This is a genomic window from Protofrankia sp. CiP3, assembly GCF_917627345.1.
Taxonomy (GTDB): Bacteria; Actinomycetota; Actinomycetes; order Frankiales; family Frankiaceae; genus Protofrankia.
The window spans coordinates 4,926-14,315 of record NZ_CAKJTM010000110.1 but is presented as its reverse complement, the minus strand read 5'-3'; the positions used below and the strand labels follow the sequence as shown (position 1 = coordinate 14,315).

Here is a 9,390-nt window from a genome sequence, read left to right as displayed (position 1 = left end):
TACGGGACGAGCGCTGCGCGAGGCGAACGCTGCGCGCGGCGAAGACGGTGGTGAAGAAGACGGTGAGGACAAGGAGGCCGGTGGGGAGGGCGAGACGTCGGGCGCCCGCCAGCGCAGCCGGTGGCCACTGGCCTGGTCGAACATGTGCAGCCGGTCCGCGGCGGCGTCAACGGCCACCTGTTCGCCGGGACGCAGGCCAAGCGGCCGAGGTCCTCGCACCAGCAGGGTGGCGTCACCAACCGCGCACTGGGCGACCTCTTCACTCCCGAGGTTCTCCACCGTCTCCACCCGGCCACGGAACATCGGTGACTCCGCGGTGGCGGGGACCGCGACCAGATGCTCCGGTCGAACCCCCATGACAATGTCACGAGCGGGGAAATCGCCGGCCTCCCACAGCACGACCTCGATACCGGGGGCGAACAACCGGACACGGCCGGAATGGTTTTCGGCCCGTACGGGGAGCAGGTTCATCGGCGGTGCGCCCAGAAAATCCGCCACGAACGCCGAGGCGGGTTTGTCGTAGACCTCGGTGGGGCTACCGACCTGCTCAAGGCGGCCGGCGTTGAGCACCGCGACCCGGGTAGCCATGGTCATGGCTTCGACCTGATCGTGCGTGACATAGACGATGGTCGAGCCGAGCCGGTGGTGCAGTGCCCGTAGCTGGCTGCGGGTGGCGGTGCGCAGCTTGGCGTCGAGGTTGGACAGCGGCTCGTCCATGAGGAAGGCGCCCGGATCGCGGACCAGCGCCCGGCCGACCGCGACCCGTTGCCGCTGCCCACCGGACAGCTGCCTGGGCCGGCGGTCGAGCAGGTCGGCCAGCTCAAGCAGCTCCGCTGCCTCGCGTACCTTCTCGCGTATCTCCGCCCGCGGGCGCCGGCGCGAACGCAGTGGGAACCCGATATTACGTTCGACTGTCAGGTGTGGGTAGAGAGCGTAGCTTTGGAAAACCATCGCCATATCACGTTCCCTGGGCGGGGTGAAAGTGACGTCACGCCCGTCCAGCAGGACCCGCCCGCTGCTCGGTTCGATCAACCCGGCAGTCATTCGAAGCAGTGTTGACTTTCCGCAGCCGCTGGGGCCGAGCAGGACAAGGAAGTCGCCGTGGCTGATGTCGAGACTCACCCGGTCCACCGCGGTGACCTTGCTGAAACGCTTGGTCAGCCCGTCGATCTGGATGCGGCTCACGCTCCCGGCTCTCCTTCCGGGCCGAACCGGTGGCCACCGGTTCGGCCTTCTTGTGTTCTGGGTGGCCTCCGGATGCGTGCGACGATGTTTTCGGTGGCTTTTCATCGCGATCCACCGAGGCCTTCGCGGCCGCACCTCCCCCGGGGCATCGCGGTCGGCTATGCAGCCGACAACCGGCCGCGCACCTGTTCCGACGTTTTTTTGGATATCTGTCACGGCGTTGCGCCGATCAGGGACGGTTGAATTCAACTCCCCGTCGGTGTACGGCGAGCAAACGCATTGGAAATTGTGTGCCAGCCGGTTGTGGCTGACTGGATCGATCATGCTGGATATCCAGCGTCGATTGGTGTCGGACAGCAGGCGATAGAAACAAAAAATGAACAGCGGGCGTGCCGCGGCGCTGGGGACACGACCGGCTCGGGCTGGTTCAGTGGAACGGCCCGGCTTCCTCCAGCGTGTCCAGCAGGGCGTCGACGACCTTGCTCCGGCGCGGGCGCCACACAACGTGGACGGAGAGCATCGGTACGGGGTCGACAAGCGCCACAGTCACGGGGCTGCCGACCGTCCGGGCGCGTTCAAGCGACGACGCGAAGCCCACCAGCGGGCGAGTGCTGATCACCAGCGCGGTCGCTCCCGGGTCGTCGACCTCCGCGACGATCTTCAGGCTGATTCTGACCTGCTCCGCGGTGGTGACAATGGTGTCGTACATCGCCGGGGACTGGGTGCGGCGGAAGAGAACGAGGGCCTGGTGCTCCAGCTCCCGGAACGAAACCTGTGCGCGAGCGGCCCAGGCGTGTTGTTCGCCCACAATGGCCGCGAGCGGCAGCCGCAGTACCTCCCGGGAATGCAGCTCGTTGGTAGGCGGCGTGCCGAATATGAAGCCGATGTCGAGTTCGCCGTTGAGCAGACTTTTGAGCTGGGGCCCCGTGCGCCGTTCCCACAGATGGGCGATCAGCCCGGGGTGGGTGGCGTTCAGTCGCATCAGGGTTGGCCGCAGTACGCGATGACCGGCCGGGAAGTTGTAGCCGATGTTGATCGTGCCGGCACGCCCGGCGGACGCGTCGCGGGCGGCCTGCACTGCTTTGCCGGTCTGCTCGAGTATTTGTTTTGCCTCGGTCTGGAAGGCCACCCCCGCCGGAGTGAGCCGGACTTCGTGGGAGGTACGGGCGACCAGTTTGACACCGACTTCACGCTCGAGGCGCTGCAGGTGTTGACTCAGGGATGGCTGGGCGAGGTGAAGCTTGTTCGCCGCCCGGCCAAAGTGCAGCTCATCCGCGATGGCCAGAAAAGATACCAGATGTCGAAACTCCATTGAACCCTCCGCGCCGGAATTCCGTGCCCAGTATACCTGGCGCAGCTAACGGGCGGTGACGGGCGAGTGTTATTTTGAAGAATTGCCCAAGTGGAATCCGGTAGAAAAAGAAATGCTACCAGAACGTGTTTGAGACCGGGCGGCGGTTTCGTCCAGATGTGACGGTACGCTCGGCCGCGGCTTTGGAGCGACCGGCAACAGGGGGCATGGTAGCGCGGGGCTGGGGTGCGCGCCTCGCGGTATGATCACCGTAGGCGAGCGGGGCCGCGCCGCTGTCGTTACCGCGGGCCACCGGTCAGGATGAGCGTCACCGCGCCGCCACCCAGGCTTCCAGGGCCGCCCGAGAGAGCACGAACCGGCGTGGCGCGCAACCGTGCGAGCGCCCCAAGCCGCGGACCGCGCTCCCGATGCTGGTCGGACGGCTGAACCACATCGCACCATATCGGCTGCGGCGGCGGATACGGCGTCGACCGTGCCGCCGATTCTTGTTCGTCCTGACGGCTATATACGCTCAGTCCCGGATGGGTGGGTAGTGGGATGAGAGGCGGGTATCAGGCGAGATGCGCCAGCCGTTGGCAACGGGTGATGCCGCGCTACCGCCCGGCCTCAATCCGCGGGCCCGTGCCCCACGCGGTTCATCAGCGCAGGGCGCTCCCGGAGTCTTCTCCGGACTGCTCCGGGCGGTCTTCGTACTGCTCTCGGTCGTCGTCCTGCTGGCCAGCGTCGGTGGTTGGCTGCTCTACAGCCATCTCAACAGAAAAATCACCAGGGTGGAGCTTGGTCTCACCGGCCCGCGGCCAGCGGCTCCCGCCCACGGTGTCGAAAACTACCTGCTGGTGGGTACCGACAGCAGGGCCGGCAGTGACGGAGCCTACGGTGACGCGCCCGGCCAGCGTTCGGACACGACCATCCTCGTCCACCTCGCCGCGGACGGTACCAGCACGATGGTGTCCTTTCCCCGGGACACGCTGGTGACCATTCCCGACTACGTCGACGCGAACGGCCATCGGCACACCGCGCACCGGGCCAAGTTCAACTCGGCCATCTCCGACGGCGGCCCATCCCTGCTGGTGAGCATGGTCGAGCGGCTTACCGACATCCGGATCGACCACTACGTGTCCATGGACCTTGCGGGTTTCCGGGCCATCACGGACGCGATCGGTGGTGTCGAGGTCTGTGTCCTCCCGTCGACCTACCGGGACGTTTTCTACGACAACAACGTGCGAAAGGTCAGCACCAACACCAACGACCCGATGAGTGGCTTCCTCGGTGGCCCGGGGACCATCCACGTGGACGGCCGTCAGGGGCTGGCCTTCGTCCGGCAGCGGCACGGGCTGCCCGAGCAGGACCTCGACCGCATCCGGCGCCAGCAGCAGTTCATCGGCGCCGTCGTCCGTAAGACGATGGCCGGTGGGGTGCTGACCAGCCCGAGCAAGCTTGAGTCGCTGCTGTCGACGGTGACCTCCGCGCTCACTCTCGACAGCCACACGAGCATTGTCGATCTGCGCGGGCTGGCCACCCGGATGCGGGATGTGGCCGCGGGAAACATCCACGTGGTCACCTTGCCGACCCATGCCCCGACCCGTGCCGAGGGCGGCATCGGCGACTCGGGTGAGCTACCAGGACTCGGCGCGGTCCAGATCTACGATCCAAATGATCTTGAACGTATCACTGGGCCGCTGCGTGCCCGCGACAGCACCGCCAGGGTGTCGCCGTCGCCGTCGCCGGCCGTGTCCGCGTCGAGCGGCAGCCCCGCCACCACCGTGACGGAGCAGATCACCGTCGCGGTCTACAACGGTTCGATGATCACTGGGCTTTCCGCCCGCGCCGTCACCGCGTTGACCAAGCAGAGTTTTCACGCGTCCAATGAAGGCAACGCATCGTCGCATAACCACACGAGTTCCAAGGTCGTCTACGGACCGGGCCAGGATGCCGCCGCGCGGACCCTGCAGGCCGCCGTACCCGGCTCCGAGCTCCAGCGCGACCCGGCCGCGACCCGGCTGGCACTGGTCGTCGGATCCTCGTTCACCGGGGTCGTCTCCGGCGAAGCGGGCAGCCAGACGCCCGGCGCGGTGGCCACGTCGTCGGCGGCCTCGGGTACCGGCGCTCCGCCGTCGGCGGAGCCGACGACCCCCGCCCCGGCCGAAGCCCCCACCTGCACCTACTGATGGTGGGCTACGCCGCGGACCAGCAGCCCGTCGTAGGCGATGTGGTTGCTGATGTCGACCATCGGCTGGTCGCAGCGGTGGTGCATGTGTAAGCGGTGGTGCACGTGTGGAGGCGAGCCGACCCAGACCCGGTTGCCCCCGCGCCGACACTTCATGATCTTCGGCCGGCCATCCCCGCCATCGAGGACGACTCGGCTGCAGGACTCGACGTCGTCATCAAACCCGTCGAGCCAGTCGGCCTTCCCCGGCCCAAAGTGCGCGGCAACGTGAATGGCCTCCGGGACACGCCGATGAGCAACCTCTGGGCAGACACGATCGCGAGCCTGATCGAGGAAGGCTGTCTGTGCAGGTTCAGTCCTGCCCCAGCTGGCGTCACAGGCACGGCACGATGGACTCTCGCCGTCAGCCAGGCGCGGCCACGGCCAGGCCTTCTTGGCTCGCGGCGGCGGACAGACGCTTGTCATAAGTGACGAGGACAAGCGACGGTGCGTCGAGCCGGAGTGCTGTTGCGAGATGAACAGCGTCCAACGAACGCAGCAATGGATCGGTCAGGGCTGCTGCGGAGGCGAGGATCGGCCGCTCGACAGGCACGAGCATGACTCACGACAGCACGTCGGATACCCGTGGGAGAGCAGCCGGGTCGCTCAAACATTTCTTCGACCAGATCTACTACCTCGTGCTCGAAGCCACCGCGGGACGGCCGTACGCGTTGTACGTACATGGCAACAGCGACAGGGCCGGCGCGGTCAGTGGCGTCGAGACCATCGCCACTGGTCTGATGCGGAAGCGTGTGCACGAGCCGTTGTCGATCGTCGGCGAGGTGGACGCCGCCCGCGAGGCCTGTTGTGAGCTTGGCACGACGGCCCCGCCGATCTGGCCGGAGGACTGACGCCGACTGCCGGCTCGGCGCCCACGCTTCGGGCCGCAGGGCGGGCGGCCCGGAAACCGGCGATCCTGGAAACCGTTTGCGGTCCCGTTTGGGGGCGCAGGCACACCCCGGATGAGAGAAAGTTGCCGGTCGCGATTCCGGCGGGGCCACGTGACGCGATCGAATCAGAAAACACGGCGACGCGGCCGGTCGAGGTCACGACATTTTTCACCTTGACGCGTCCCCGGTAACGCAGGAGATGTATGCGGGCGTCATCGGCGGCAGAGGGTACCGGCCGGTCATGAAAGGCGCCCTTGTGCGGGTGGCCGAGACAGCGAGTTCGCCCGCTCAAGGGGGTGGCAGCCAACCTGGCGGCTCCTGCGGCACGGCCCGTGAGTTGCCCGCTGGCCGGTCGGCTCGGGCGGATCAATCGGGTGAGACCGTCGAGGGTAGGAATATGGGGACGAACGACTTGTTCGTGGGTTAGTGTGCGGTCCGTGGCGAACGGGGGCGCCAGCACCAGCTATCGAGGAAGGCCAGGCCACGGTTCATGCCCGGATCGACCTGTGTATGTGCATCTCGCGACCGTGCCCGCCGCGCGCTACGGTCGCCGCCAGTCCGGCAGACGGCTGAGCGCCGCCCCGAGACCCCGTGCATCGGGACTGGCTGTGCGGTGCCGGGCCCGAATTGTCGGTTGGCACCTGCACGGGCGCCGCCGTATCGAGACCATTTTCGCCGCATTTCGCGGTATTCCGCATACGTTGTGAGTAATATATCATTTGCGGTCGAGAATTTCATGATAGAGTGCCCGCGAATTTGATCTTCGAACTTCGCAACGTTCATCGAAAATGAACACAAAGCCGACCTGTCGACGACTCGACACTGCTGCTCGAGAAATCGACGAGGCCTGAGTCCGGGGACATACATGATCGACGTGCCTGACCTCGCGCGCCTGACCGAGATGCTGTCAAAAATCGAGGTTCTGGATACCGGAGAAGCTCTGGAACTGCTACTCGGTGGAGATTCGGAAACGGCCGCCGAACTGGCCGGTCACTGCACGGCCAAGCACATCGCTCTGGTCGTCTTCCCGGACCGGGTGAGCGAGGTCGTCGACTTCCTCCGACTGAGCGGCCTGACAGTGGGCGAGCCGGTTCCGAGCACTCTCGTCCGAGCCCGGCTGGCCGACCGGTACGGCCGGGCCTCCGAAACTCTCTCCGTGTCGATCGTGACCGGCGTGCAGCCGAGCCATCCATATCACGCACTCGAGGTCTTCGTCGTTCCCGGGGTTCAGAACCGGACGGACGAGAACGGCATAGCCGCGCGCGAACGGCTCGGCGCCTTCGAGACACACATCGCCTTCGAAACAGCGCCGGAATCCCTCGATATCATGCGGAAGATGATCTCTCGTCGGACCAGTCTGCGGGCCGACGGCGGTGGTCACAACTCCTTCGAGCAGGCCCGTCAGGGCGGTCGCTCGGTGTTCTACTTCGCCATTTCAAATGACGGCAACACGAGTGAGTGCGGATTCCGCCGGCTCGAGCTTTTCTGCAAAGGAAATCGCCAGAAGGCGCTCGCTGAACATTCAGCTGAGTACACAGCCCGGCGTACGGTCGAGCATGTGACGGTCTCGGCATCGAGGACCATGAGGACCATGAGGACGGAGCCTGAGACACGTCTGCTCGAGCTGGTGACCGGTCATATCACGACGAAGGCATTGTCCGTGACCGTGGAACTGGGTATCGCCGACGCTCTGGCCGCCAGTCCGTTGACCGGATCACAGGTGGCCTCGGTTGTCGGCGCCGAGCCGTCCGCGGTGACGCGGCTGCTACGCTACCTCGCCGGTTTCGGTGTCGTGGCCGTCGCGGGCGACCACTACGCGAGCACGCCGATCCTCGAACTGCTACGACGGGAGAGCGATTTCGCCGAGCTGACGCTGCTCTACGGCGGGGAGTTCTTCACGGCCTGGGGCGAGTTCGGACATGCGGTTCGGACCGGCGCCAGCGCGTTCGGCCAGGTCTTCGGCCTCGAGCACTTCGAGTACTTCAAGGAACATCCCGAACTGGGCGGACGGTTCAACCGGGCGATGGCGGCCTCCACGAAGGTGTTGATCGCTCGTCTGAGTGGCGCCTACGACTTCTCCTCGGCCCGTCGCGTCGTCGACATCGGCGGTGGTGACGGCACGTTGCTGCGCGCCATACTGGACCGGGCGCCCGCGGCGACCGGCGTGCTGTTCGACAGGAAAAATGTGATCACCGCCGGCTCGGTCACCACGCAGCCGGGCAGCACGGGCGCCGTCGCCGCGACCGACCGCGTCGAGCTCGTCGAGGGAGACTTCTTCGACGAGGTGCCGGCACACGGCGACCTCTATATCCTCAGCCGGGTCCTGCATGACTGGAACGACGAGCAATGCGGGCGGCTGCTCGGCCGGTGCCGAGCGGCGATGCGGCCAGGGACCACCCTGCTCGCGATCGAGCGGGTGCTGTCCGACGAGTTCGTCTCCTCCCCGGCTCGCACGTGGGATCTGCAGATGCTCGCAATCACCGGTGGACGGGAACGGACTCGCGACGAGTATGCACGGATGATGGCGGAAACCGGTTTTGCCCTCGAGACCGTCATCCCCGTCTGGCATGGTCTGTCGTTGCTGGTCACGCGGGCGGCCTAGGAATCGCACCTGGGAATCTCTCACGGAGGTGTACGGTGGCGCTGACCGTCGGCGACTACCACGCGAAGTCTGGCGTGGCCCTGCTCGGTCACACCCTCCCGAACCTGTTTCGCGCCGCGGTCGAATCCGATCCGGACGGCGTGGCGTTCGCGGACGGGCGCAGGTCGTGGTCCTGGCAGGAATGGTGGGACGCCGCCGAGGCACTGGCTCGAGGCCTGCAGGAACGCGGGGTGACCGCGGGCGAGGTGGTGGTCGCCCAGGTTCCCAACAGCCACGATTTCCTGGTCCTGCACTCGGCCGTGGCTGCCATTGGCGCTGTGCTCCTGCCAGTCCATGGCAACAACGGCCCGCGCGAGCTGGTGACGCTGGTGCGGCGCAGCCAGGCGCGCGTTGTGGTGGTGCCCGCCGAGCAGGTGACGCCGGAACTGGCGGAGTCGGCCGCCGTGGTTCTGGTAACGGGCTCGCACCGGCGGGAACCGCACAGCGCGGTCCGCGACCTCATCGAGGAGTTCGCCGACGCCAGGGCGAGGCCCGTCCGGGTACGTCCGGATGATCCGTTCCTCCTGCTGCCGTCGTCGGCGACGACCTCGCTACGGCCGAAGATCTCCATGCACAGCCACGACGGGTTGCTGTCGAACGCCGCCGCGGTGATGGTCACCGGGAGTCCGCGCCGGACGGACAGCATCATCAGCGCCAGCCCCTTCAGCCACCTGTTCGGGCTCCTGTCCGTCCACGTCAGTCTGTTCGCCAGGACCACCCAGCTCCTGCTGTCCGCCTGGGACAGCGAGCGGCTGATCAGCCTCGCTCGAGCCGCGGTCGACTCCGTCGTGCTGTTCGCGGTGCCGACACAACTGCATGATCTGCTCGCCCGGCTGGACGATGTCGACGCACAGAAGTCCATTCGCCTGCGCGAGGTGCGAACGGGCGGGTCGAAGGTGTCGTCCGCGCTGGTGGAAGGCCTTCGCCGCCGCTGTGCCGCGTCGGTCGTCGTGCAGTGGGGCATGTCCGAGCTGGGCGCCGGGCTGTTCACCAGCGCTCACGACCCGGACGAGGTTGCCACCCATAGCATTGGCCGCCCGGTTCCCGGCGCCCGCGTGCGAGTGGTACGCGAGGACGTCGACTGTGTGCCAGGCGACGTCGGTGAGCTGTGGGTGGCCAGTCCTTATGCGTTTCGGGGATATCTGGGTGACGCCGA

7 protein-coding genes are annotated in these 9,390 nt (G+C 66.6%); 4 read left to right on the top strand and 3 right to left on the bottom strand.

The window, feature by feature from the left end:
* The coding region (locus MJ797_RS22915; protein WP_239341087.1) for an ABC transporter ATP-binding protein at nt 1–1,185 on the bottom strand (1,185 nt) is incomplete at its 3' end.
* Between the two features lie 427 nt (nt 1,186–1,612).
* On the bottom strand, nt 1,613–2,497 hold the full coding sequence (locus MJ797_RS22910) for a LysR family transcriptional regulator (RefSeq protein WP_239341085.1): 885 nt from the start codon (nt 2,495–2,497) through the stop codon (nt 1,613–1,615).
* A 572-nt stretch (nt 2,498–3,069) separates the two neighbouring features.
* Here MJ797_RS22910 and MJ797_RS22905 point away from each other — a divergent pair.
* Nucleotides 3,070–4,665, top strand: a complete 1,596-nt coding sequence (locus tag MJ797_RS22905; protein WP_239341083.1) for an LCP family protein — start codon at nt 3,070–3,072, stop codon at nt 4,663–4,665.
* A 402-nt stretch (nt 4,666–5,067) separates the two neighbouring features.
* Here the strand turns inward: MJ797_RS22905 and MJ797_RS22900 are convergent, their stop codons facing one another.
* Nucleotides 5,068–5,262 carry a PIN domain-containing protein gene (locus MJ797_RS22900; RefSeq protein ID WP_239341081.1) on the bottom strand — a complete coding sequence of 65 codons (195 nt, stop codon included), beginning with the start codon at nt 5,260–5,262 and terminating at the stop codon, nt 5,068–5,070.
* Here MJ797_RS22900 and MJ797_RS22895 point away from each other — a divergent pair.
* The 3 genes from MJ797_RS22895 to MJ797_RS22885 form a co-directional block, all read left to right on the top strand.
* Entirely contained in the window at nt 5,261–5,554 is a 294-nt protein-coding gene (locus tag MJ797_RS22895; RefSeq protein ID WP_308128364.1) for a flavodoxin, read from the top strand. The two genes, MJ797_RS22900 and MJ797_RS22895, sit on opposite strands and share 2 nt — an antisense overlap.
* Nucleotides 5,555–6,458: 904 nt before the next feature.
* Complete coding sequence (locus tag MJ797_RS22890; RefSeq protein WP_239341079.1) at nt 6,459–8,195, top strand: acetylserotonin O-methyltransferase; 1,737 nt, start codon at nt 6,459–6,461, stop codon at nt 8,193–8,195.
* 35 nt (nt 8,196–8,230) lie between these two features.
* Nucleotides 8,231–9,390, top strand: a 1,160-nt coding sequence (locus MJ797_RS22885; protein WP_239341077.1) for a class I adenylate-forming enzyme family protein, incomplete at its 3' end; no start/stop codon positions are given.

What these genes read in the sequence shown, in the direction of transcription:
- MJ797_RS22910 (WP_239341085.1), bottom strand. Translation starts at nt 2,497, where the DNA reads ATGGAGTTTCGACATCTGGTATCTTTTCTGGCCATCGCGGATGAGCTG.
- MJ797_RS22895 (WP_308128364.1), top strand. Translation starts at nt 5,261, where the DNA reads ATGACTCACGACAGCACGTCGGATACCCGTGGGAGAGCAGCCGGGTCG.
- MJ797_RS22900 (WP_239341081.1), bottom strand. Translation starts at nt 5,262, where the DNA reads ATGCTCGTGCCTGTCGAGCGGCCGATCCTCGCCTCCGCAGCAGCCCTG.
- MJ797_RS22890 (WP_239341079.1), top strand. Translation starts at nt 6,459, where the DNA reads ATGATCGACGTGCCTGACCTCGCGCGCCTGACCGAGATGCTGTCAAAA.